Annotated in this window: 18 protein-coding genes; 8 read left to right on the top strand and 10 right to left on the bottom strand. The window is 68.9% G+C overall.

What is annotated here, in order from left to right; translation table 11 throughout:
• Positions 1-47: 47 nt before the first annotated feature.
• Complete coding sequence (locus tag RI032_RS08570) at positions 48-251, bottom strand: YdcH family protein (protein ID WP_005421068.1); 204 nt, start codon at positions 249-251, stop codon at positions 48-50.
• Between the two features lie 91 nt (positions 252-342).
• Here RI032_RS08570 and ttcA point away from each other — a divergent pair, with 91 nt between their 5' ends.
• The 3 genes from ttcA to RI032_RS08555 are packed head-to-tail and all read left to right on the top strand — an operon-like array spanning position 343 to position 3,056.
• The gene (ttcA, locus tag RI032_RS08565; RefSeq protein ID WP_029550675.1) at positions 343-1,275 is read left to right on the top strand and encodes a tRNA 2-thiocytidine(32) synthetase TtcA; all 933 of its coding nucleotides are present in this window, start codon (positions 343-345) and stop codon (positions 1,273-1,275) included.
• 36 nt (positions 1,276-1,311) lie between these two features.
• A complete protein-coding gene (locus RI032_RS08560; RefSeq protein ID WP_005411825.1) occupies positions 1,312-2,217 on the top strand; it encodes a recombination-associated protein RdgC in 906 nt (301 codons plus the stop codon).
• Positions 2,218-2,276: 59 nt separating this feature from the next.
• The gene (locus tag RI032_RS08555; protein WP_010487316.1) at positions 2,277-3,056 is read left to right on the top strand and encodes a M48 family metallopeptidase; all 780 of its coding nucleotides are present in this window, start codon (positions 2,277-2,279) and stop codon (positions 3,054-3,056) included.
• 291 nt (positions 3,057-3,347) lie between these two features.
• Here RI032_RS08555 and RI032_RS08550 read toward each other — a convergent pair whose 3' ends face one another.
• A complete protein-coding gene (locus RI032_RS08550) occupies positions 3,348-4,214 on the bottom strand; it encodes a methylglyoxal synthase (protein ID WP_010487313.1) in 867 nt (288 codons plus the stop codon).
• A gap of 167 nt (positions 4,215-4,381) precedes the next feature.
• Between RI032_RS08550 and RI032_RS08545 the strand changes: the two genes are divergently transcribed.
• Positions 4,382-6,790 (top strand): ATP-binding protein, encoded by a 2,409-nt coding sequence (locus tag RI032_RS08545; protein WP_322548264.1) that lies wholly within the window; start codon positions 4,382-4,384, stop codon positions 6,788-6,790.
• On the opposite strand, the gene RI032_RS08540 is transcribed toward RI032_RS08545, so the two are convergent.
• From RI032_RS08540 to RI032_RS08530, 3 genes are all read right to left on the bottom strand, one after another.
• Entirely contained in the window at positions 6,776-8,221 is a 1,446-nt protein-coding gene (locus RI032_RS08540; protein ID WP_010487309.1) for an FAD-dependent oxidoreductase, read from the bottom strand. The genes RI032_RS08545 and RI032_RS08540 overlap by 15 nt on opposite strands.
• A 61-nt stretch (positions 8,222-8,282) precedes the next feature.
• Complete coding sequence (gene gltB, locus RI032_RS08535; RefSeq protein WP_322548133.1) at positions 8,283-12,737, bottom strand: glutamate synthase large subunit; 4,455 nt, start codon at positions 12,735-12,737, stop codon at positions 8,283-8,285.
• A gap of 173 nt (positions 12,738-12,910) precedes the next feature.
• The gene (locus RI032_RS08530; protein WP_029380146.1) at positions 12,911-13,300 is read right to left on the bottom strand and encodes an I78 family peptidase inhibitor; all 390 of its coding nucleotides are present in this window, start codon (positions 13,298-13,300) and stop codon (positions 12,911-12,913) included.
• A gap of 111 nt (positions 13,301-13,411) precedes the next feature.
• On the opposite strand from RI032_RS08530, the gene RI032_RS08525 reads away from it, so the two are divergent.
• A complete protein-coding gene (locus RI032_RS08525) occupies positions 13,412-14,467 on the top strand; it encodes a DNA topoisomerase IB (RefSeq protein ID WP_099559746.1) in 1,056 nt (351 codons plus the stop codon).
• Here the strand turns inward: RI032_RS08525 and RI032_RS08520 are convergent.
• Positions 14,445-14,753 (bottom strand): hypothetical protein, encoded by a 309-nt coding sequence (locus RI032_RS08520; protein WP_049408932.1) that lies wholly within the window; start codon positions 14,751-14,753, stop codon positions 14,445-14,447. The genes RI032_RS08525 and RI032_RS08520 overlap by 23 nt on opposite strands.
• Positions 14,754-14,948: 195 nt before the next feature.
• On the opposite strand from RI032_RS08520, the gene RI032_RS08515 reads away from it, so the two are divergent.
• Positions 14,949-16,055, top strand: a complete 1,107-nt coding sequence (locus tag RI032_RS08515) for an SDR family oxidoreductase (protein ID WP_043397836.1) — start codon at positions 14,949-14,951, stop codon at positions 16,053-16,055.
• On the opposite strand, the gene RI032_RS08510 is transcribed toward RI032_RS08515, so the two are convergent.
• A complete protein-coding gene (locus RI032_RS08510; RefSeq protein ID WP_043397841.1) occupies positions 16,012-17,124 on the bottom strand; it encodes a serine hydrolase domain-containing protein in 1,113 nt (370 codons plus the stop codon). The two genes, RI032_RS08515 and RI032_RS08510, sit on opposite strands and share 44 nt — an antisense overlap.
• Before the next feature lie 192 nt (positions 17,125-17,316).
• Here RI032_RS08510 and RI032_RS08505 point away from each other — a divergent pair, with 192 nt between their 5' ends.
• Together RI032_RS08505 and RI032_RS08500 are read left to right on the top strand one after the other, a co-directional pair.
• Complete coding sequence (locus RI032_RS08505; RefSeq protein WP_019661969.1) at positions 17,317-17,703, top strand: BlaI/MecI/CopY family transcriptional regulator; 387 nt, start codon at positions 17,317-17,319, stop codon at positions 17,701-17,703.
• A gap of 3 nt (positions 17,704-17,706) precedes the next feature.
• Positions 17,707-19,698, top strand: coding sequence for a M56 family metallopeptidase (locus RI032_RS08500; RefSeq protein ID WP_322548132.1), 1,992 nt, complete (start codon positions 17,707-17,709; stop codon positions 19,696-19,698).
• A 39-nt stretch (positions 19,699-19,737) separates the two neighbouring features.
• Here RI032_RS08500 and RI032_RS08495 read toward each other — a convergent pair whose 3' ends face one another.
• The 3 genes from RI032_RS08495 to RI032_RS08485 all read right to left on the bottom strand — a co-directional run bounded on the left by RI032_RS08495 (position 19,738) and on the right by RI032_RS08485 (position 23,639).
• Positions 19,738-20,052 (bottom strand): I78 family peptidase inhibitor, encoded by a 315-nt coding sequence (locus RI032_RS08495; protein ID WP_019336670.1) that lies wholly within the window; start codon positions 20,050-20,052, stop codon positions 19,738-19,740.
• A 78-nt stretch (positions 20,053-20,130) separates the two neighbouring features.
• A complete protein-coding gene (locus RI032_RS08490) occupies positions 20,131-21,153 on the bottom strand; it encodes a ribonuclease H-like domain-containing protein (protein ID WP_322548131.1) in 1,023 nt (340 codons plus the stop codon).
• Positions 21,150-23,639 (bottom strand): DEAD/DEAH box helicase, encoded by a 2,490-nt coding sequence (locus RI032_RS08485; protein WP_322548130.1) that lies wholly within the window; start codon positions 23,637-23,639, stop codon positions 21,150-21,152. Before RI032_RS08485 ends, RI032_RS08490 begins: the two co-directional genes overlap by 4 nt.
• Between the last annotated feature and the right edge of the window lie 63 nt (positions 23,640-23,702).

Below are 23,702 nucleotides of genomic sequence, written 5' to 3'. Positions count from 1 at the left end.
CCAGGGGCGAAGCAGTTGATCCACGCCATGCGTGGATGGGCCACCGCTCAGGCCGGTTCGTCGGGAATCTGCAGGCTTTCCAGCCTGGCGATGCAGTCCTTCAACTGCAGCTTGCGCCGCTTCAGGCGCTTGGCTTCCAGTTCGTCCTCGCCATTGGCGGCCATGCGGGTGATCTGTTCATCCAGCAGGCGGTGCTCGGCGCGCAGGGCGGCGAGGTGCTCGACGATCTCGGCGGGGCTGTAAGTGTCCACAGCCTCCGAGCATACACAGCGATGATGACTGCCGGGAGAGGGGAATCCCGACCCCCGGCCGTGGCCGCTCCGAGCCGTTAGAATGGAACCCATGAGTGCCGTGATTTCCCTTCCCGATCCCCTGCCGCGTTCCCAGCCGCGCGCCGCCCGCGATCCGCGCGTGGCCGAGCGCGAGCAGCACAAGCTGGCCAAGCGCCTGCGCCGCCAGGTCGGTGAGGCGATTGCCGACTTCGGCATGATCGAGGCCGGCGACAAGGTCATGGTCTGCCTGTCCGGCGGCAAGGACAGCTACACCCTGCTGGATGTGCTGCTGCAGCTGCAGAAGAAGGCGCCGGTGCCGTTCGAGCTGGTGGCGGTGAACCTGGACCAGAAGCAGCCGGACTTCCCCGAGCACGTGCTGCCGGAGTACCTGGCAGGGCTGGGCGTGCCGTACCACATCATCGAACAGGACACCTATTCGGTGGTCAGCCGGGTCATTCCGGAAGGCAAGACGATGTGCTCGCTGTGCTCGCGGCTGCGTCGTGGTGCGCTGTACAACTACGCCGAAAGCCATGGCTTCACCAAGATCGCGCTGGGCCACCACCGCGACGACATGGTGGCCACGTTCTTCATGAACCTGTTCCACCACGCCAAGCTGTCGGGCATGCCGCCGAAGCTGCGCAGCGACGACGGCAAGCATGTGGTGATCCGGCCGCTGGCCTACGTGCGCGAGAGTGACATCGTCGAGTACGCGCAGGCGCGCCAGTTCCCGATCATTCCCTGCAACCTGTGTGGCAGCCAGGAGAACCTGCAGCGCCGCCAGGTCGGCCTGATGCTGAAGCAGTGGGAGAAGGACCACCCGGGCCGCATCGAGCAGATCGCGCGCGCCATGAGTGAAGTCCGGCCCTCGCAGCTGGCTGACACCACCCTGTTCGATTTCATGGCGCTGGGCCGTCGCGACGACGCGCCGCTGCCCGACGCCCACGCCTGGCTGGCCGGTTCGCCGGCCGATGCCGACGCAGATCCCGAGACGCCCGCCGTTTAAGGTCGGTCGCCCTTCCTCTTTGCCATCCGGAATTCCATGTTCTTTCGCAACCTGACGTTCTTCCGTTTCCCGACCACCACCGATTTTTCCGAAGTCGACACCCTGCTGCCGCACGCCCTGCTGAAGCCGGTCGGCGCGCTGGAAATGAACTCGCGCGGTTTCATCTCACCGTTCGGCCGCGAGGAGAAGGAGCTGCTCTCCCACCGCATCGCCGAGCACCTGTGGCTGACCGTGGGCGGGGAGGACAAGATCCTGCCGGCGGCGGTGGTCAACGACCTGCTCGAGCGCAAGCTGGAGGAGATCGAGGAGAAGGAAGGCCGCCGCCCGGGTGGCCGCGAGCGCAAGCGCATGAAGGACGACCTGCTGCATGAACTGCTGCCGCGCGCCTTCGTGAAGTCCTCGCGCAACGACGCCTTCATCGACCTGCAGCACGGCTACGTGGCAGTGGATACCTCCAGCCGCAAGACCGGCGAATACTTCATGTCCGACATCCGCGGCCTGCTCGGCAGCTTCCCGGCGATGCCGCTGAACGCCGAAGTCGCGCCGCGCTCGATCCTGACCGGCTGGATCGCCGGCGAGCCGCTGCCGACCGGGCTGAGCCTGGGCGAAGAGTGCGAGATGAAGGACCCGGTGGAAGGTGGCGCGGTAGTCAAGTGCCAGCACCAGGAGCTGCGCTGCGACGAGATCGACAAGCACCTGGACGCCGGCAAGCAGGTGACCAAGCTGGCGCTGATCTTCGAGGACAACCTGTCCTTCGTGATCGGCGACGACCTGATCGTGCGCAAGCTGAAGTTCCTCGACGGTGCCCTGGACCAGCTGGAGCATGCCGACGAAGATGGCCGCCGCGCCGAGTTCGACGCCCGCTTCGCCCTGCAGAGCGCCGAGATCCGCCGCCTGTTCCTGTTGCTGGAAGAAGCCTTCAAGCTCAGCAAGGCTGACTGAACAGGCAGCCCGACGGCCGCCGGTCATCCGGCGGCCCCAAGCAGCGCTATGCTGGGTGCATGAGCCGTCTGTTGCGCCGCCTGATCAGCCCGACCCCGCCCGCCACCGTACAGCGCGACACCGTTCGCCTGCGCCTGGAGGATGCCGAGATCGAGGTACTGCGCGTGCGTGATCCGCGTGCACGGCGCATCAAGCTGAGCGTGGACGAGCGCGGCGCGCGCTTGACCCTGCCGCCGCGGGCAAGCCTGGCGATGGGCGAACGCTTCCTGGAACAGCACCGCGACTGGCTTGCACTGCAGCTGCGCCAGTACCAGGGCCAGGGCCTGCCGGCGCCGCTGCAGCCCGGCGAAGACGGCGTGCTGCCCCTGCGCGGCGAACTGCTGCCACTGCGCTGGCAGGAAGGCCGCTATGCGCGCCTGGAGATCGACGCGCACGGCGCCTGCGTGCAGTGGCCCACCCGTGGTGGTGACGCCACCCTGCGCCGTCTGCTGCGCGAGTTCTACGAAGCCCAGACCCGCGCCGACGTCGGGCGCTGGCTGCCGAAGTACCTGCCCACCCTGCCGCGCGCACCCAGCCGCCTGCGGCTGAAGGTGATGTCCTCGCAATGGGGCTCACTGGCCCCCGACGGCAGCATGGCACTGGACCTGGCCCTGGTGCTGGGCCGCTCGGAAGCGTTCGAATACGTGCTGGTGCATGAACTCTGCCACCTGATCCAGCCCAACCACTCGCCCGCGTTCTGGCACGAAGTGGAACAACGCTTCCCCGCCTGGCGCGAGCAGCGCGACTACTTCCAGCTGGAAGGGCGACGCCTGAAGGCCATGCTTCGCCAGCTTCTGTAACCGTAGAGCCGAGCCCACGCTCGGCTGCCGTTGAATGCAGCCGAGCGTGGGCTCGGCTCTACAGAAGCGCGCGACCCGCTCCTGCTCTTCTTTCTTTCTTCCGTGGTGGGCACACCGGAAACTGTCGAAGGACGGGATGGGTGGGATTGCGGGGGTGTCCGCGGCATGGATGCCGCGGCCAAGCCCCCAGGGACGGGTTTACGGCGTCCCCCGCAATTCCACCCATCCCGGCCAACCTCATGATCGTGCAGACCCACCGACCACGAAGGGCTCAGCCGTTGGCCGAAACCCTCACCCCGCCCGCAGCGCCGCCGCCGCCGCCCACCGCGCCGCCACCCGCGGCGCCGTAATGCACACCGCCTGATCGGTCACCGTCGTCACCGCGCGCTCCAGCAGCTGGATATCCGCCTCATGTTGGCGCGCCACGTGCGGATCCTCGAAGAAAATCGCACGCTGGCAGCGCCCCTCCAGCACCCGGTCGGCAATCTGCGCATCACCGCCCATCGGGCCGCTCTGGTAGCGCGTCACCCACGGCGTATCACGTGGCCAGCCCCGGCTCCAGGCCAGTTCGTTCAAACGCTGGCCGGTGGTGCCCGTCGCCACCCGCTCACCGAACCGGGCCAGCACATCGAAGTGCTCATCGGCGAAGGCCAGCATCGCCGGCTTCATCGCATCGTGCGCGATCAGCGCCAGCGTCTGGCCTTCGAACGCATGCAGGTCGTCGGCGCCGCCGTCTGCCGCCAGCCCGGCGTGGACGCGCTCCACTTCGACCCAGTCGCGTGCGGTGGCCACGGTCGAAATGAACGGCTTGCCGTGAATCACGCACTGGCGCTTCAGCGCCGTGGCTTCCGGAAATACCGAGGACGGATCGACCGGGTCGATCAGGTAGATCGCGCCATCCAGTGTCCGATCCGGACCCATGCCAACGACTTCGGCGACCAGCTTCATCAGGCCACCCTCGCGACCGTAGGGATAACGGTGCAGGCCCGCGTACCCGGCCAGGAAGCCCTGTCGTTCGATCGCGTCATGGGTGCGACCGACCGCATGCAGCGACACGCCCAGCTCGCGCAGGCCGGCCTCGCTGCTGCGCAGCCAACGGAACAGCGCGGCGCGCGCGTCGTGGTGATGAAGACGGTTGGCAGCCAGGCCGATGCGCATCGAACGCTCCGCAGTTACGGGTGAAGGCGGCAGTGTATGTCGGCATTCCCCTATCTGGATGCTTTTACAACTTTCTTCATTGCCGTCGGTCCGCACGTCGATAGCGTGGCAGGCAGCGGTACCGCAGCGCGGCCGTTCCTTCCGCCCGCGAGATGAGGATGCCTACCGTGAATGTCGCCGGCTTCCCGGCAGCCATTGCTGTCATGGCCAGCCTGCTGCTGCCTGCCACGGCCTCCGCCACGGGCTGCAGGACACCGCTGCGCATCGCCTGGCCTTCCGACCGCGCACCCTTGTCGTCCAGCGAACAGGGTGAGGCACGGGGGCTCGGCGCGGTGTACCTGGAGCTGTTGGGCCGGCAACGGCCACTGCAGCTGCTGCCCGTGCCGGCCGCCAGCGTGGACCGGGATGAGCTGCCGGCCGGCACCCAGGCGCTGCTGGGGTGGCCACGCTCGCAGCTGCCCGCCGGGTGGGTGGCCAGCACGCCCTACCTGCAGCTGCCACAGGTGATCGTCCGCCGGGAGGGTACGCCGCCGGTGCTGGGCCTGGAAGATCTGCGTGGACGAACCGTGGCCAGCCCCAGCCGGATGCCGCTGCAGGGGCTGCTGGCCGAGCAGGCAGCGGGTGCACAGCTGCTGCCACCGGCAGCGCTGGACGATGCGCTCCCGCTGCTGGGCACCGGATTGATCGATGCGGTCGTCGCCAACCTCGGCGACGTCGAGGCCGCGTTGCGCCGCTACCAGGGCGATGCACTGCTGATCGCTGCGCCGGCCGGTTTCGATGATGCCCTGGTGCTGGCGACCACGCCCGCCTGCGCCGATGTCATCGTCGGCTTCGAGCACGCGCTGTCGCAGCTGACCGATACCGAGCGCGAACAGATCCGCGCGGACTGGCTGCCGGACCGGCCGCGTAATTCCCCGTCATCGTCGCCCCTGCGCTGGCTGGTGCCGGCCTCGTTGATCCTGCTCGCCCTGGCGCTGGTACATGCCTACGGTTACTGGCGGGTGCATCGCGAAAGCGTGCGCCGCCGAGTAGTGGAGCAGCGCCTGCAGGAGGTGACTGCGAACCTGCCGGCGGTGGTCTACCAGGCGCGTCGGTCGGCGGGCGGCCATTACAGCTTTCCGCAGATCGCCGGTGACGTGCAGGCCCTGTTCGGAATCAGCGTGGAGACCGCGCGGATCGATCACCAGCGGTTGTTGGCCGCGGTCCATCCGGATGACCGCAGCCAGGTGATGGCCTGTGTCGAGACGGCTGCATTGGCGCGTGGCCCGATCGACGTCACTTTCCGCACCCGTTCGCCACAAGGGTGGCGATGGGTGCGTTCGCATGGGCGGCCGTTGCCCTGCGACGACAGCGACGTCGAGTGGAGCGGCTATTGGATCGACGTCAGCGAAGTGCAGTCACGTACCCGCGCGCTGGCCGACGCGCGCCGCCAGGCCGAACAGGCAGCACAGGCCAAGGCGCACTTCCTGGCAACGATGAGCCACGAGATCCGCACCCCGATGAGCACCTTGCTGGGCATGCTCGAACGGCTGGCGGGCAGCAGGCTGGAGGCGCGCCAGCAGCAGGTGCTGGCCACGGTCGATGATGCCGCGCGGATGTTGCGGCAGATCCTCGACGATGTCCTGCACAGCCAGCGCCTGCAGGGCGCACCACTGCAGCTGCGGCCCATCGATCTGGCGGCACTGGTGCGCGCGGTGCAGCAACTGCTGATGCCGGTGGCCGCCAGCCGCGGCCTGCACCTGCAGGTGGTGCTGGATCCGGAGATCCAGCCGGGATCGCTGGCCGACGGCCTGCGCCTGCGCCAGATCCTGTTCAACCTGGCCGGCAACGCATTGAAGTTCACCCGGCAGGGCCACGTGGAACTGCAGGTGCAGGTACTGCAGCAGCGTGACGGCGGCCAGCGGCTGCGCCTGCAGGTGAGCGACAGCGGCGTGGGCATCAGCGAGGAACGCCAGCAGGCGGTGTTCGCCGCCTATACCCAGGCGGAGCGCTCGACCACACGGCGCTTTGGCGGCAGTGGGCTGGGCCTGGCGATCTGCCGCGAGCTGGCGACCTCGATGGGCGCGGAGCTGCAGCTGCGCAGCTCACCCGGGAAAGGCACCACGGTCTGGCTGGATCTGGACCTGGATGCCTGCGAGGCACCCGTGGCTGCACCTTCGGCGGCGGTTGCGGACGAGCGTCCATTGCCGGCGTCGCGCGTGCTGGCGGCTGAAGACCATCCCACCAACCTGCATCTGCTGGAGCAACGCCTGTGTGCGCTCGGGCTGCAGGTCCACGCCTGTACCGACGGACGGTCGGCGCTTGCAGCATGGCAGGCGCAGCCGTTCGAGCTGGTGATTACCGACTGCCACATGCCGGGCATGGACGGCTTTGCACTGGCGCGGGCGATCCGCGCCGATGCCTGCCCGGCGCGAGCGCAGGTGCCGATCATCGCGCTCACGGCCAGCGTGATGGAAAGCACCCGCGAAGCCTGTCGTGTGGCTGGCATCGACCACTTCCTGGCCAAGCCGGTGGAGCCGCACGTATTGCGGGCGCTGCTGGCGGTACTGCTGGTGCCGGACTCAGTGGGCCAGTAGCCGCACGATGCTGGCGGCGGCGTCGCGGCCCTCGGCCACGGCGGTCACTACCAGATCGGCACCGCGCACTGCGTCACCACCGGCGAACAGGCGCGGATGCGCGGTCTGGAACGGCAGGCGGTCCTTGCCGCCGGCCACGATGCGGCCGTTGGACTGGCCTTCCACGCCATGCTCGGACAGCCATGCCGGCAAGGTCGGCGAGAAGCCGAAGGCGATGATCACCACGTCCGCTTCCAGCAGCGATTCGCTGCCCTCGATCGGCACCGCGTTCTGGCGGCCGTTGGCATCCGGTTCGCCGAGGCGGGTCTCGACCACGGTCACGCCGATCACTTCGTCATCAGCACCGGCCTCGATCGACAGCGGCTGGCGGTTGAACAGGAAGCGCACGCCTTCCTCGCGTGCATTGGCCACTTCGCGCGCGCTGCCGGGCATGTTCGCTTCGTCACGGCGGTAGGCGCAGGTGACCTTGGCTGCGCCCAGCCGCACGGCGCTGCGCACGCAGTCCATGCCGGTATCGCCGCCACCGAGCACCACCACGCGCTTGCCGTTGAGATCGGGCAGGGCGATGGTGTCTTCCCAGCCGGCGATCGGCCGGCCCTCAGGGTCATCGCCGCTGACGATGCGGCTGTTCTGCACCAGGAACGGCAGCGCCGGCAGCACGCCCTTCAGGTCCTGGCCGTCGAGGCCGCCATCGGTGTAGCGGTAGGCGCCGGTGCCGACGAACACGGCGTCGTGGCTGTCCAGCAGCTGCTGCACGCTGACATCGCGGCCGATCTCCACGCCGAGGCGGAACTGCACGCCCATGCCTTCGAGCACTTCGCGGCGGCGATGGATCACGTCCTTGTCCAGCTTGAAGCTGGGAATGCCGAACTGCAGCAGGCCGCCGATCTGTTCGTAGCGGTCGTAGACCACGGCGGTGATGCCAGCGCGTGCCAGGCGGTCGGCACAGGCCAGCCCGGCGGGGCCGGCGCCGATCACCGCCACGCTGTGGCCGGTCGGCTGCACCGCGCCCAGGTCCGGGCGCCAGCCGCTGGCCAGCGCGGTATCGACGATGTACTTCTCCACCGCGCCAATGGTCACCGCACCGAATTCTTCCAGCGTGCAGCTGCCTTCGCACAGCCGGTCCTGCGGGCACACCCGGCCGCACACTTCCGGCAGCGGATTGGTGCTGTGGCACAGCGTGGCCGCCTCGTGGATGCGGTTTTCCTGCACCAGCTGCAGCCACTGCGGAATGGCGTTGTGCACCGGGCACTTCCAGCTGCAGTAAGGATTGCCGCAGTCCAGGCAGCGGCCGGCCTGGTACTGGGCGTCTTCCTTGCCGAACTTGCCGTACAGCTCGCCCCAGTCGCCGGACGTGCGCAGTTCCACCGGAATGCGCTGCGGCATGGTGCGGGGCAGGTCGAGGAACTGGAAGGCGTGCTTGCGGCTCATGGCGGGCTCTGGATTGCGAGGGGGAACGTTGCCGGCCAGCGGCCGGCACTACCGGAAAACATCACGCAGCGCGTCGCAGGGTTTCGGTCAGCGACTCGATGCTGGCGGCCTTCGGTTTGACCAGCCAGAACTTGCCGATGTAATCGCGGAACTCGTCCAGGATCTGCTGCGCCCAGATGCTGCCGGTCAGCTCGCGATGGCGGCCGATCAGGCGGTGCAGGTGCTGGCGGTAGTTCTCGAAGCCCTCGGCGGAGACGCGATGGATGTCGATCAGCTCGTGGTTGTAGCGATCGACGAAATCGCGGTCCACGTCCAGCACGTAGGCCAGGCCGCCGGTGAAGCCGGCGCCGAAGTTCAGGCCGACCTTGCCCAGCACCAGCACCACGCCGTCGGTCATGTACTCGCAGCAGTGGTCACCGGCGCCTTCCACCACCGCCAGTGCGCCGGAATTGCGCACCGCGAAGCGTTCGCCCGCGCGGCCGGCGGCGAACAGCTCGCCCCCGGTGGCGCCATACAGGCAGGTGTTGCCGATGATCGCGGTGCTGCGTGCCTCGAAGCGGGCGCCACGTGGCGGGCGCACCACCAGGCGGCCACCGGCCATGCCCTTGCCGACGTAGTCGTTGGCTTCGCCTTCCACTTCCAGGTGCAGGCCACCGACGTTGAACGCGCCAAAGCTCTGCCCGGCGCTGCCGCGGAAGCGCAGTTCCAGCGGCGCCTCGGCCATGCCCTGGTTGCCGTGCGCGCGCGCCACTGCACCGGCCAGGCGGGTGCCGATGCTGCGGTCGGTGTTGTGGATCAGGAAGCGGTGTTCGCCGCCGCGCTTGTGCTCGATGGCCGGGGCCAGCAGGCCATCCATCTGCGTGGCCAGGCTGTCCGGCGATTCGTACAGCCGCTGCGCGGCACAGTGGCTGCCCTCGTAGCGGCTGTCGGCCAGCAGGCGTGACAGGTCCACGCGCACGCCATCACGGGGCGCTGCCTCGATCTGCCGCAGCAGGTCGGTGCGGCCGACGATCTCTTCCAGCGAACGCGCGCCCAGGTACGACAGCCAGCCGCGCACTTCTTCGGCCAGCAGGCGGAAGAAGTTCTCCACGCGCTCGGGCTGGCCGGTGAAGTGGTTCTCGCGCAGGCGTTCGTCCTGGGTGGCCACGCCGGTGGCGCAGTTGTTGAGGTGGCAGATGCGCAGGTACTTGCAGCCCAGCACGATCATCGGCGCAGTGCCGAAGCCGAAGCTGTCGGCACCCAGCAGTGCGGCCTTGACCACGTCCAGGCCGGTCTTCAGGCCGCCGTCGGTCTGCAGCAGGGTGCGCCCACGCAGGTCGTTGGCCAGCAGCGCCTGGTGCGCTTCGGCCACGCCCAGTTCCCACGGCACGCCGGCATAGCGGATGGAGCTGACCGGCGAAGCGCCGGTGCCGCCGTCATGGCCGGAAATGGTGATCAGGTCCGCGCCGGCCTTGACCACGCCGGCGGCAATCGTGCCGACGCCGGCATGGCTGACCAGCTTCACCGAGACCAGCGCGGTTGGGTTGACCTGCTTGAGGTCGTAGATCAGCTGCGCCAGGTCTTCGATCGAATAGATGTCGTGGTGCGGCGGCGGCGAGATCAGGCCGATGCCCGGGCGCGCGTAGCGCAGGCGGGCGATCAGCTCGTTGACCTTGTGGCCGGGCAGCTGGCCGCCTTCGCCGGGCTTGGCGCCCTGCGCGACCTTGATCTGCAGCACCTCGGCGTTGACCAGGTATTCGGCGGTGACACCGAAGCGGCCCGAGGCCACCTGCTTGATCTTGCTGCGCTTTGCGGTGCCATAGCGGGCGGGATCCTCACCGCCTTCGCCGGAATTGCTGCGGCCACCGAGGCGGTTCATGGCAATGGCCAGCGCCTCGTGCGCTTCCGGCGACAGTGCGCCCAGGCTGATCGCCGCGGTGTCGAAGCGCGGGAACAGGGTACTGGCCGGGGCGACCTCGTCCAGCGGCACGGGCGTGGCCGCTGGAACCAGTTCCAGCAGGTCGCGCAGCGCCGACGGTGGCCGCGCATGCACGGCATCGCAGTACTGCTGCCACGCACGCGGGTCACCGCTGCGCGCCGCGCGCTGCAGGGTGGTCACCACGTCCGGGTTGTACATGTGGTACTCGCCGCCGTGCACGTACTTCAGCAGGCCGCCAACATCCACGTCCTGCTGTGCGTCCCAGGCCTGCGCGCACAGCTCACGCGCGTCGGCGTCCAGGCGGGCGAAGCCGGCGCCGCCAATGCGCGAGGCGGTATCCGGGAAGCACAGGTCCACCACGTCCGGTTCCAGGCCGATGATCTCGAACAGCTGCGCGCCGCGGTAGCTGGCCACGGTGCAGATGCCCATCTTCGAGATGATCTTCGACAGGCCCTTGTAGACGCCCTTGCGGTAACGGCGGCCGATCTGCGACTGCTCACCGCCCTTGCTCAGCTTGAGGATGCCGCGGCGGCCCAGATCGAACAGGGTCTGGTAGGCCAGGTACGGATACACCGCGGTGGCGCCGAAGCCGAGCAGGCAGGCCATGTGGTGCGGGTCGCGCGCGGTGCCGGTCTCGACGATCAGGTTCACGTCGCAGCGCAGGCCCAGGCGCGAGAGGTGGTGGTGGATGGCGCTGGTGGCGAGCAGGGCATGCACCATCGGCCGCCCGGCCACCGGGTAGCGATCGGACAGCAGCAGCATCACCATGCCGTCGCGTGCGGCCTGCTCGGCTTCGGCGCAGATGCGCTCGATGCCGGCACGCAGGCCCTCGTCTTCGCTGTAGGACAGGTCGAGCAGGCGATTGGCCTGCACGTACTGGTCCATCTTCAGCAGCTGGCGCAGCTTGCGCTGGCTCAGCACCGGCGAATTGAGGATGACGTGGTTCACCGTCTCCGGGCCGGCGTGGAAGATGTTGGTCTCCTTGCCGAGCTGGGTGGACAGCGACATCGCGCAGTCTTCGCGCAGCGGGTCGATTGGCGGGTTGGTGACCTGCGCAAAGGCCTGGCGGAAATAGTCGTACAGCGGGCGGCTGCGCTGGCTCAGCACCGCCATCGGCGTGTCGTCGCCCATCGAGCCGGTGGCTTCCTGCTCTGTCTCGGCCAGCGGCCGCAGCACCTGCTCCACTTCCTCGCTGCTGAGCTGGTACAGCTTGTGGTAGCTGCGCAGGGTGCCTTCGTCGAAGGGTTCTTCCACAAGCGAAGGGTCGATCAGTTCGGTCTGCAGGTAGGTCACGCCCTGCTGCAACCACTGCTTGTACGGCGCGCGACCACGGTTGATGCGGTCCACCGCGTCGGAGTCGAGCAGGTCACCACGCTTGAGGTCGATGGCCACCATTTCGCCTGGGCCGAGCTTGCCCTTGCGCACCACGCGCTCGGTCGGCACTTCCCACACGCCCGCTTCGGAGGCGACCAGGAAGTGGCGGTCGGCGGTCAGCATCCAGCGCGCCGGACGCAGGCCGTTGCGGTCGAGGGTACACACGGCGTAGCGGCTGTCGCAGGCGACGATGCCGGCCGGGCCGTCCCACGGCTCGCTGTTGAGGCCGTGGAATTCGTAGAACGCGGCCAGGTCCGGGTCCTTGAATTCCAGCGACTGCGTGGCCGGCGGCACCAGGATGCGCAGCGCCTGGATCAGCTCCATGCCACCGGCGACCATCAGCTCCAGCATGTTGTCCAGGCTCTGCGAATCCGAACCGTGCATGGAGATGACCGGATCGAATTCGGCGATGTCGAAGCGCGGGGTCTTCCACACCTTGCTGCGCGCCTGCGCCCAGCGCCGGTTGCCTTCGATGGTGTTGATCTCGCCGTTGTGGGCGAGCATGCGGAACGGGTGGGCCAGCGGCCAGCGCGGCAGCGTGTTGGTGGAGAAGCGCTGGTGGAACACGATGGCGCTGGAGGCCAGTTCGCGGCGCTGCAGGTCGGGGAAGAAGCGGCTCAGCTTGTCCGGCAGCACCATGCCCTTGTAGCTGATCGCATCCGGGGTGAGGGTGGTGACGTAGAAGTCGGTGTGTTCGCGCAGCAGCTGCTCGCTGCGGCGACGGGCCAGGAACAGCGCCAGCGCGAAGCCGGCATCATCCTGGCCGACGCCGGCGTCGACGAACACCTGTTCGATGCGCGGCAGCGTGTCGCGCGCCAGCTGGCCGCAGACGCTGTCGTCGATCGGTACCTCGCGCCAGCCGGCAACCTTGCAGCCCACCGCTTCCACCTGCGCCTGCAGCTGCGCGCGGCAGGCCTGCGCCGCGTCGGCGTCGTGCGGCAGGAAGACCAGGCCGGCGGCGAAGCGTGCGGAGACCGCGATACCGGCTTCGCTGGCCAGCAGTTTCAGGAAGGCATCGGGGCGGCGCAGCAGCAGGCCACAGCCATCACCGGTCAGGCCATCGGCGGCGACACCGCCACGGTGGGTCATGCGCGAAAGCGCGGCGATGGCGGTATCAACCAACAGGCGCGATGGTTGATCGTCGAGCTGGGCGACCATGCCAAATCCACAGGCATCGCGCTCGGAGCGCGGGTCGTAAAGCCCTTGGCGGTTGCGGGGGGCCATCTCTACCTCGATGCGTATAGGGTTGGCGGCGACACTCGTCCCCGCTCATCCCTGGAGCGCATCGTGAGGCCACCGGATGCCTCGACTAGATCACAGGTTGCTGCAACGCCGCAATACACGGTTGCAGGTGCAACAGAACGCGCCGGCAACCCAGTGCCGGCGCGGGGCGGGACTCAGCCGCAGCGCGCGCCGCTGACGGCGCCCTTGGCGTCCACTTCGATGTTCAGGCGGTCGCCGAGGAACTCCATCGTGGCCACGTCGTTGGGCTTCAGTACGCGCACCTGGCTGGCACCTGCATCTTCCTGTGCCTGTTTGCCCAGTGCATCGGTGTAGGCCTGGCCGACCAGGCTCTGCACCTGGCTGGCATCGCAGGTACCGACCGGCGGCGCCTCGGTGGCCTTGCCGGCTTCGTCGGCCGGCGCCTTGGCGGCTTCGGCGGCCTGCTGGGCATGGGCCGTGGCCGAATCCTGTTCATCCAGCGCCGGTGCCTGGCAGGCGGTCAGGGCCAGCACGGCCGGCAGCAACAGGGCGGAGAGCGAACGGGCGCGAATCGGGAACGACATCATGACTCCGGAAGGGGTTGTGAAGACCCGAGCATAGCGGCGAACCGGCCCTCACGTGTTTGTCTTGTGTTATCGACAGGATCGCGGCATGGCGACAGCGACACTACAGGCATGCCAACCCCCTCCACCCCCGAACGACAGGCCGCGCGCGCGGCCGGCCTGCGCTATGTCGACGACACTCAGCCGGGCATCAGCCGGCGCCGCGCCGGCAAGGGTTTCAGCTACCGCGATGCCGATGGCCACGCGATACGCGATGCCACCACCCTGCAACGCATCCGCGCACTGGCGATTCCACCGGCCTACACTGCGGTGTGGATCTGCGCCCACGCCAACGGCCACCTGCAGGCCACCGGCCGCGATGCACGCGGGCGCAAGCAGTACCGCTACCACCCCGACTGGGCGAAGGAGCGCGATGCCGGCAAGTTCGACCGCATCATCGCCTTTGGCGAGGCCTTGCCCACGCTGCGGCGGCGGTTGTCGCGGGATCTGAAACGGCCGGGGTTCCCGAAGGAAAAAGTGCTGGCCATGGTGGTCGCGCTGTTGGCCGACACGCTGGTGCGGGTCGGCAATGAAACCTATGCGCAGCAGAACCGTTCGTTCGGTCTGACCACACTGCGCAACCGCCATCTGGAGCTGCTGCAGGGGGGCCGGGTGCGCATGCGCTTCCGCGGCAAGTCCGGGCAGCTGCAGGAGGTGACCGTGGGCGACCGCAGGCTGGGGCTGCTGGTGCGGCGCCTGCAGCAGTTGCCGGGGCAGGCGCTGTTCCAGTACCGCGATGACGACGGTGCGCTGCAGCCGGTGGATTCCGGCGCGGTGAACGACTACCTGCGCGAGGTGATGGGCGAGGACTTCACTGCCAAGGACTTCCGCACCTGGGGCGGCACGGTGGCGGCGGTGCAGGCGTTTGCCGCCACCGAGCTGCCGGAACCGGCCAGCCAGCGCGCGCTGGCGCAGGCGCAGCGCGCGGTGGTGTGCGAGGTGGCAGCGCTGCTGGGCAACACGCCTGCGGTGTGCCGCAAGGCCTACATCGACCCGTGCGTGTTTGCCGGCTGGGAGCGCGGTGAACTGGCGAAACTGGCCGGCCTGCGCGGGCCGCGCCAGTGGGAACAGGCCACCCTGCGCGTGCTGCGCAGGGCGCGTCGGCTCAGCCGCAGTAGATCGCGGTGATGTTGTTGGTGCGGCCCTTTTCGATGGTCAGGCGGTCGCCGCCTTCGTGCGCCGGTGGCACCCGCGGGCCGTCGTGGCGCAGCACCCGCACGTGCAGGCTGTCGCTGTCCACGCGTGCGCGGGCCACGGTGGCGTCCGAAGCGGCCAGGCCGAGTGCGCCGCGCACCATGTCGCTGTGGCACTGCCCGGAAATGACGCCGTCGATCGGCTGCACCTGCGCCATGGGCGTGCTGCTGCAGGCGGCAAGGGCAAAGCAGGCGGCGGCGGTGGCGATGGCATGTTTCATGGAGGCATTCCTTGTGTGATTGCGTGCAGGGTGCGACGTCAGACGTGGTGGCGGAATGAATGCCGTGCACATCGTGGACACGGCGCGCTCACCGCCGCCAACAGCGTGGGTGGAGACACTGCAGGAGCGGCAAGGGCCGCCCCCGGTAGTGCCGGCCGCTGGCCGGCAGCCCCTTTCCCTCCCGAGGAGACCTGCATGGCCACCACCAAGAAAGCCCCCGTCCGCCGCAAAGCCTCGCCCAAGGTGCGCAAAGGCAGCACCGCAAGCAAGACTGTCGCCGCCCCCGATCGCCCGCGCGTGGTGAAGACCGCCACCCGTAAGGCGGCCGCCAGCGATCCACGCGCAGCGCGCGTCGCGGCCCGGCAGCGGCGCCTGCAGGACCAGGAGAAGGCCAAGGACGTGCGCGCGGCAAAAAAAGCAACGAAGAAGACCGCGACCCAGGCCGGTGCGCGTCGGCAACCGGAGGCGATGCCGGCGCAGCAGCTGGCCAAGCCTGGGCATGAACACGAACTAGAGCTGGCGCCGCGTTTCCTTGCACCGGACTACGCCGGCAGCGGCAAGCTGCAGGGCATGCGCGCGATCATCACCGGTGGCGATTCTGGTATCGGCCGTGCGGTGGCGGTGCTGTTCGCACGCGAAGGCGCCGATGTGGCGGTACTGCACCTGGACGAGGCCGAGGACGCGGACATCACCCGCCAGCACGTGGAGCGCGAAGGCGGCCGCTGCGTGGTGATCGCCGGTGATGTGCGTGATCCGCGCTTCTGCAACAAGGCGGTCAAGCAGGTGGCCAAGGCGTTCGGCGGCATCGACATCCTGGTCAACAACGCCGCGTTCCAGCTGCATTGCGAGCGGCTGGAAGACCTGGAAGACGCGCATCTGCAGGAAACCCTGCAGACCAACATCGGCGGTTACATCCAGATGGCGCGCGCGGTGCTGCCGCACCTGGGCGAGGGTGCCAGCATCATCAACACAGGATCGGAAACGGGAATCTTCGGCAGCAAGGCGCTGATCGACTACTCGGCCACCAAGGGCGCGATCCATGCGTTCACCAAGGCGCTGGCCAGCCAGCTGCTGCCACGTGGCATCCGGGTCAACTGCGTGGCGCCGGGGCCGGTGTGGACGCCGTTGAACCCCGCCGACAAGCAGGCCGAGGATGTTGCGGAGTTCGGCAAGGACAGTGACATGGGGCGGCCCGCACAACCCGAAGAACTGTCGCCCGCCTATGTGTTCCTGGCTTCGCCGGTCTGTGCCAGTTACATCAGCGGGGTGATCCTGCCGGTGATGGGCGGGCCGCGGGGATGAGGCCCGCAGCCGTCGCGGCAGGCGTGTAGAAATCGGCGATGCGTGGAATGAAGCGCTGCGGATTGGCACCGACCAGGTTGGTCAGCACCACCACCGCCACGCCTCGCGCGGGGTAGACCACGAAGGCCGAGCGCGCGCCGCCGATGCCGGCCACCTGCAGGTCGGGCGCTGCCTGCAGCACCGGCCAGCCGCCAGCCCACGGACCGGCGCGGCCATCGGCCAGAGGCTCGACCGACCACATCCGCCGCCGTGAGTGGTCCTGCAGCAGGCGGCCTTCGGTCAGCGCGACCAGCCAGCGTGCGGTGTCGTCGGCGGTGGTGAGGATGCCGCCGCCGGCCCATAGACTCGGCGGGATGTCGTAGAACCAGTGCGACAGGCGCGGCGGAGCGTCGGCGGCATCGGTCGCGCGCGGCGCCAGGCTGTACATCGTCGCCACATCCGGAATCAGGTCGTAGCTGTCGCCGAAGGTCGTGCGCGCCATGCGTGCGCCGCTGAACTGGCCCGTGGTGAGGAAGCGCTCGTAGGACATGCCCGATTGCTGCGCGATGATCCGCGCCAGCAGCACGTAGTTGGTCTGGTTGTAGGCAAAGCGCTGCCCGGGTGGCGCTTCGACAGGGCGCACGGTGACCGCCGCCCATGCCTGCGCTTCGGACCCACCGCCCAGCAGGCCATTCGCATCGAGGATGTCCGGCAGGCCCGAGGTATGGTCGAGCAGCTGGCGCACGCGTACATCCTTCCATGCCGCTGGAAGATCGTGTAGGTAGCGCGAGGCGGGTGCATCCAGTTCCAGTCGCCCCTGCTCCGCCAGCTGTGCGATGGCGACTCCGGTGAAAGCCTTGGTGGCCGAGTTGAGCGGGAATCGGGTGTCGCGCGAGGCGAGCACGCCGTTCTCCACGTTGGCCAAGCCATAGGTTTCGGAGAGCACGATCTGGCCGTCCTTGACCACGGCCAGCTGCAGCCCGGGGATGCGCTCGTCCAGCATGATCTGGCGGATCAGCCGGCGGGTCTGGTCGTTGGCCTGGTCCTGGTTGGCAGACACCGCGGCGAAGGGCAGGGCACTGATGAGCATGAGCACGACTCGAAGCGTTGGGCGGAACATGCGGGATTCCGGAAAGGCGTCGAGGGTCGGATGCACCGGCGGCGGAAAAGGTTTAACCGCCCCGGATGGGCCTACCGTTCGTCGGCCCATGACTTCCGGGGGGTTGACTACAGTTGTCGTCAAGCTGACAGTGACGACACGTGTAGTCAAGGGAGTGGTGTCATGCGTGGCAAGACCATCGGGGACCAGGAACTGGCCCTGCTGCAGTACATCGATGAACATGCGCCGGCCAGCGTCGGCGAGGTCGCCAGCGGCTACGGCGAGGCCCGTGGCCTGGCCCGCTCTACCGTGCTGACGATGATGGAGCGGCTGCGGGCGAAGGGGTATCTTCAGCGCCGGCAGCAGGACGGCGTCTACCGCTACCAGGCCACCCGGGGCCCGCAGAGCGTGCTGCAGGGTGCCGTGGCCCAGTTCGTCGACAACACCCTGCAGGGGTCGGTGTCGCCGTTCGTGGCCTACCTGTCGCAGCGCCAGCAGGTCAGCGACAACGAGCTGGCCGAGCTGGAAGCGCTGGTTGCCCAACTCCAATCGCGTCGCCACGAGGGCTGAGCCATGGACACCACGATGCTGATCCCGATGCTGGAACGGCTGGGCTGGACCAGCCTGCAGACCGTGCTGCTGGTGGCCCTGGTGTATGGCCTGTGCCGCGCGCTGCCGTCGCTGTCGGCGGCCACCCGCTGCCGCCTGTGGTGGCTGGTCTCGCTGCAGGCCGTGCTCGGCCTGTTCTGGAGCCAGCCGTTGCAGCTGGCCTGGCTGCCGGCACCGCAGGCGGTGGCGATGACCGCCACTGACGTTGCCGCTGATCTGGTCTACCCGCTGGCGCCGGAAGCCTCGGCGCAGCTGCTGGCGACAATGCCGATGACTGCACCGGACGTGCCGGCAGTGGCGTGGTGGGCCGTCGCGTTGGCTGCGCTATGGGCATCGGGCGTGCTGCTGATGGCCCTGCGCACTTTCAGTGAGTGGCGCCGCTGCCGGGCGTTGCTGGCTGCCGCCTATCCCTGCGAGGACGAAGCGCTGGTGCAGGCTCTGCAGCTGGCCTCCGACGCACACGGCGTGCGCCCGGCACCGCGGCTGTGGATGAGCACGCAGGTGGACTCGCCGCAGCTGGTCGGACCGTTCCGCCCGGTGCTGCTGCTGCCGGCCGGCGACAACGCCCTGCAGGGTGACGCGCTGGACCTGGCCCTGACCCACGAACTGCAGCACCTGCAGCGGCGTGACCTGCAGTGGGGCCTGCTGCCCGCGTTGGCGCAGCACCTGTTCTTCTTCCACCCGCTGCTGCGCCTGTCGGTGCGCGAATACGCACAGGCCCGCGAGGAAGCGGTGGATGCGGCCGTGGTCGGCCAGCACGGCGCGAGCCGCCAGGCTTATGGCCGCCTGCTGCTGCAGCTGGGCGTGGCCCCGCAGCCGCACCTGGGTGTGGCCAGTGCCGCACCGAGCGCCACCAGCCTCAAGCGTCGCCTGCTCTCGCTGCAGTCGCGCCGGTCCTGCCCGCGCCTGTTGGCGGCGGCCCTGACGGCCATCGTGGTGGTGGTGGGCGTGGCGCCGATGCGGCTGGTCGCAGCGCCGGTGCCGCCTGCACCGTCCGCGCCGCCGGCTGCGCCGAAGGCCGTGGTGCCCACGCCGCCGGCGCCGAAGGTTCCGCCTGCACCGCCGATGTCGGCGCGCGCGCCGGCGGTGCCGGTGGCCCCTGCGCCGCCCGCCGAGCCCGCCGACGTCGAGGAGCTGTCCGGCCCGGATGATGCGGATGTGGCAGTCGACGTGGATGTCGACGTCGACCCCGGCATCGACGGCGGCCGCAGCATCTCGCGCAGTTCCTCCATCACCACCTACGGGCGGCTGGATCTGGGCACGTCGCCGCCGCAGGCGTTCGTGCTGGTCGATGGTGATTCAACCTTCGCCAACGGCGGCATCGACGACGTGACGCTGGCCCGCAAGCAGCTCGGCAAGGGACCGGCGCTGTGGTTCCGCCAGGGCAGTGAGCGCTACATCGTGCGTGACCCGATGCTGATCCAGTCGTTGCAGCGTGCCTACGCGGGTGCGTCCGACCTGGGGCAGCAGCAGAGCGCACTGGGCCGCCAGCAGAGCGCGCTTGGTCGCCAGCAGAGCGCACTCGGCAAGCAGATGGGCGAGATGGGCCGGCTGCAGGGTGAGGAGGCGCGCCGTATCGCGTTGGTGGCGGTCGAGGCTGCGCGCAGTGCGATGAGCGCGCACGACATCAATCGCGAAGCCGCCGCCGAAGCCGCGAAGGCGGCACGCGGGGCGACCAGCGACGCCGCAGTTGCGCGTGAAGCCGCCCGTGAGGCGGCCGCCGAGGCACGTCGCGCGATGCAGGAAGCCCGCAGCCAGGCCGCACAGTCCAGCCGCACCCGCGACATGAACCGCTTGGCCAGCCAGCAGGCCGAACTGGCCAGCCGCCAGGCGGCGCTGGGCAGCCAGCAGGCCGCGCTGGGCGAACGCCAGGCGCACGTGCACGCGCGGGCGGCACAGCAGGCGCAGCTGGTGATCGCCCGCGCATTGGCCAGCGGCAAGGCCGAGCGCCTCTGATCGGTAGTGCCGGCCAGCGGCCGGCACTACCTTGGGACATCAACCGCAGCTGGCGCGCTCGATCTTGTTCTGCGCGTCCACCTGCACGGTCACGCGGTCCTGGCGGAAGTCCATGGTCACCGCCATGCCGGGTTTGACTACCCGCGCACCGCGCGCGCCGCTGTCAGCCACCAGCTTCTTGATCGTGGCTTCGTCGGCGGTCTTGCCGGTGAAGGCGTCCAGCGCCTCCGGCCTGCATTCGTGCGCGGCATCGGCCACGGGCGCCGGCGCGGGATCGTGGGAGGTGCTGCTGCCAGCGTGACTGCAGGCGGCCAAGGGCAGGATGGCGAGCAGGACCAGGGGACTGAGGCGCATCGTCGGGCTCCAGGCGTGGATGGTGGCGGCAGTGTCACCGCTGTCACCGTCAGGGCATGTCAACGCGGCCCTGCGCCGTTACTGCCCGACCAGTGCCAGCGTCTCGCGCTCGCGTTGCTCCTCGCGTACCAACCGTTGCAGCAGCAGGGCCAGGGTCACTACGTCCTGGTGATTGTGGTCGGCCACCCGGCGCAGGTTCACCGCGTCGCCGCCACGCAGGAAACGCAGCCATGCGCCCGGGGCTTCCGAGCCCGGCAGGTCGTCCTCGCGCACCACGCGCAGCAGCTGGCGTTCGATGGTGGACAGCTTGCAGTTCTCCCACGTGCCGCGATAGCGGCGGCGCGTGGGATAGAGCAGGTCGACGTGATCCAGTGCGGTGATCGGGCAACGTTGCCGGGCCAGCCGGTAACGCGCTTTCAGCAGCGGTGCGTCATAGCTGCGGCCGTTGTAGCTGCAGAACACGGTGGACGGTTGCAGCCAGCCGGCGAAAGTGGCCAGCATCGCGTCCTCGGCGGCCATCGTGGCCATCAGCAGCTGGCGGATGCGCAGGCCTTCGCCACGCTGTGGGCACACATGCCAGTCCGCAGCGCCGATCATGAAGGCGCGGGTGCCGGTGCCGCTGGCCAGGCCGGTGGTTTCGGTATCGAAGAACAGCAGGTCGCGCGCGGCCACGTGCTCGCCGTCGCGACGGGCGAAATCCAGCGACAGCGGCTGTGCCGGGATCGCCTGCGGCTGCAGCGATTCGATCAGGAACAGGCCCGGTGCGATCTCCTCACCTGGCAACTGGCGATCCTGTGCGCTGGCGCGAGCAGGTGCGGGGCCGCCGCGCGTGCGCAGGCCGAGCAGGCGATGCAGGCTGCCCACTTCGGGCCGACGCAGCGCGGACGGCGCCGTGGCAGGTGCCGCAGCGCCGGTCGGCTTGTGGCGGATCTCCTGCTCGACCCAGGCGAACACCGAACGCTCGGCCGGTGGTTGCCGCGCATCGTTGGCGGCCACGGGTGGCAGTGGCGAAGGGGGCACGTCCGGCGCGGCCGGTGTGCTCGCCTTCGGGTCGCCGGCCTGCCTGCGCAGCAGGCGCAGCTTGTCCAGGCTCAGGCTCACGGTGCCAGCAGCTCCATCGGATCGCGCACGGTCACCACCACGTCGGGTACGTGCTGGCACGCTTCGGCATCGAACAGGTTGAGCACGCGCAGTGCCAGCGCGCGCGGCGAAGTCTCATCCTCTTCCTGCGCGGCCAGGACGGGGCCGACACAGGCCGGGCAGCCGGCCTTGCAGTCGCAGCGCTGCACCAGTTCGCGTGCGCGCTGGACCAGCTCGGCCTGGCGCTGCCACAACGGCTCGCTGAGGCCGACACCCCCGGGGAAGTTGTCGTACAGGTACACGGTGGGCACGAATTCCTGCAGCAGCTCCACCACACCGGGATCACCCTCGCTGCCGCGCAGCTGTCCACGGCCGCTCTGGTCGGCAATCGCGAACCAGGAACCATCGCCGTTGCCGACCGACTTCTGCAGGTCGCGTGCATCGGCCATCACCGCCACGGTGGCGACGATGTGCAGCGCATACGCTGCGCCGAGGAAGCCATCCAGCGCATCCTGCTTGCTGGCGAACGCGCGCAGCAGCAGTGCCTGCGGCAGCTGCCACCACACCGCCGTGGTGTGCAGTTCCTGGTCGGGCAGGTTCACCGGCCCGTAGCCGATGTTCTCGTGGGTGTAGTAGCGGATCTTCTTGTAGCCGGCCACGCGACGCACCACGTGCACTTCGCCGTGGTGCGAATCGCCACGGCCGGCCACGCCACCGTCGAAACGGTCGAGCACCTTGAGCTTGGTGAAGTCGATGCTGTCGGTGTAGTAATCCACATGCGTGCGGGTGACATAGGCCTTGCGGCCGTCCCAGTCCAGCGTCTCCACCTGGTAGGGGGTGGACTGCACCATGTGGATGGCGCCTTCGTACAAGGTGAGCGCGGCGGCGGAATAGTCGACTTCGGCGATGATCTGCTGGCGGCCATCGCTGCGGTCGACCACCACGAAGTTGCCGTCGGCCACCGCACGCAGGCTGACCGCGTTGGCCGGATAACTGTCGGCGATCCATTCCCAGCGCTCGCCTTCGCGGTGGATGACTTCGGTCTCGGCCAGCGCTTCCAGGAACACTTCCGGGTCGATCGGGCCGAAGCCATCACCTACGCGGAACGGCAGCTCGAACGCCGCGCAGCGGATGTGGTCGAACAGGATCAGCGGCTGGTCCGGCGCGATGCGCGCGTGCTCGGGCGAGGCCTCGGCGAAGAAGTCCGGATGGCGCACCACGTACTGGTCCAGCGGCTGCGAACTGGCCACCATCACCCCCAGCGCGGGCTGCTGGCGGCGACCGGCGCGGCCGAAGCGCTGCCAGGTGGCGGCCACGCTGCCGGGGTAGCCGTTGAGGATGACCACGTCCAGGCTGCCGATATCCACGCCCAGTTCCAGCGCCGAGGTGCTGACGATGCCGTCGATGTTGCCGGCACGCATCGCGCGCTCGGTCTCACGCCGCTCGGTGGGCAGGTAGCCACCGCGGTAGGCGCGGATGCGCGGCGGCTTGCGCGGGTCGTGGTCGAAAATATCCTTCAGGTACTTGGTCAGCACTTCCACCATCAGGCGTGTCTGCGCGAACACCAGGGTCTTCAGCCCGGACTTGATCGCGATGCGCGCGATGCGGTTGCTCTGCGATCGCGCCGAGGCGCGCAGGCCCAGGTCCGGATTGATCACCGGCGGGTTCCACAGCAGCACCTGCTTCGGCCCGCTGGGCGCACCGGATTCGGTGATGGCGGTGACCGGCGCTTCGATCAGCGCCTCGGCATGTGCCTGCGGGTTGCCGATGGTGGCCGAGCACAGGATGAACTGCGGTTGCACGCCATAGAACGCGCAGATGCGCTTGAGCCGCCGCAGTACATTGCTGACATGGCTGCCGAACACGCCGCGGTAGGTGTGCACTTCGTCGATGACGATGTAGCGCAGGTTCTCGAAGAACTGCGCCCACTTGGTGTGATGCGGCAGGATCGCTTGGTGCAGCATGTCCGGGTTGGAGACCACGATGTCGCCGTGCAGGCGGATGGCCTGGCGTGCATCGCCGGGGGTGTCGCCGTCGAAGGTGAAGGCCTTCACCCCGAGGTCGCCGGCGCGGTTGAGTTCCAGCAGCTCGGCCACCTGGTCCTGGGCCAGTGCCTTGGTCGGGAACAGGTACAGCGCCTTGGCTTTGTCCTGCATGGCCGCACTGACCACCGGCAGGGTGTAGCACAGCGACTTGCCGCTGGCGGTGGGGGTGACGATGGCCACGTGTTCGCCGCGCTGGCTGGCCTCCCACGCTTCGGCCTGGTGGCTGTAAAGCTGCTCGATGCCACGTGCCTTCAGCGCGGCGGCCAGCGCCGGCGGCACCGACCCGGGAATGGGCGCGTAGCGCCCTTCGCGGCCAGGAATGGCAAAGCTGCCGGTGATGCGGTCCTGGTAGCGGCGCTGCAGGCGCGCGCTGAGCAGGGCGCCGTCGCGGGCGGGCAGGCCGTCGCGGGTAGCGAGCTTCTGCTCGGCGTCGGCGGTGCGCTTGGCGAGTTCGTAGGCCATGGAAAGTGGAGCCGGGACGGATTGCGAGGGGTCACATGGCACCACATCCACGTCTCAGGATGT

The sequence above is a fragment of the Stenotrophomonas geniculata genome, from assembly GCF_034508895.1.
GTDB lineage: Bacteria > Pseudomonadota > Gammaproteobacteria > Xanthomonadales > Xanthomonadaceae > Stenotrophomonas > Stenotrophomonas geniculata.
Note: the sequence above shows the minus strand (reverse complement) of the source record. Positions and strands in the feature narration are given on the sequence as shown.